This window comes from Paraburkholderia sp. SIMBA_027 (assembly GCF_046535315.1).
Taxonomy (GTDB): domain Bacteria; phylum Pseudomonadota; class Gammaproteobacteria; order Burkholderiales; family Burkholderiaceae; genus Paraburkholderia; species Paraburkholderia tropica.
Map to the genome: position 1 here is coordinate 1 of NZ_JAWRWY010001228.1, position 250 is coordinate 250.

Sequence of the window (250 nt, forward strand, 5' to 3'; positions counted from 1 at the left end):
TGAACGTGCCACCGACCAGCAGCGCGGCGACGATGACCGCGGCGATGTCGTGCCACAGCGCCACCGCCAGCATGCCCAGCGCCATCAGCGCCTGCGCGCCGCGCCACACCGTCTTGTCGTCGCGTGCCTGCGCCACGCGCGGGGCCAGCAGGCACGACAGCGCCGCCGCCAGGCCGAATAGCGGCCAGGCCCAGCCGAACACCGCCGGATCGGGGATGATCTCGCGCGCCATGGCGGGCAGGAACGTGGC

At 74.0% G+C, this 250-nt stretch carries 1 protein-coding gene; it reads right to left on the bottom strand.

Annotated features, from left to right (window positions below; all coding sequences use genetic code 11):
- Positions 1-250: YbfB/YjiJ family MFS transporter (locus tag SB764_RS43065; protein ID WP_410867180.1), on the bottom strand; the 250-nt coding region annotated here is incomplete at both ends.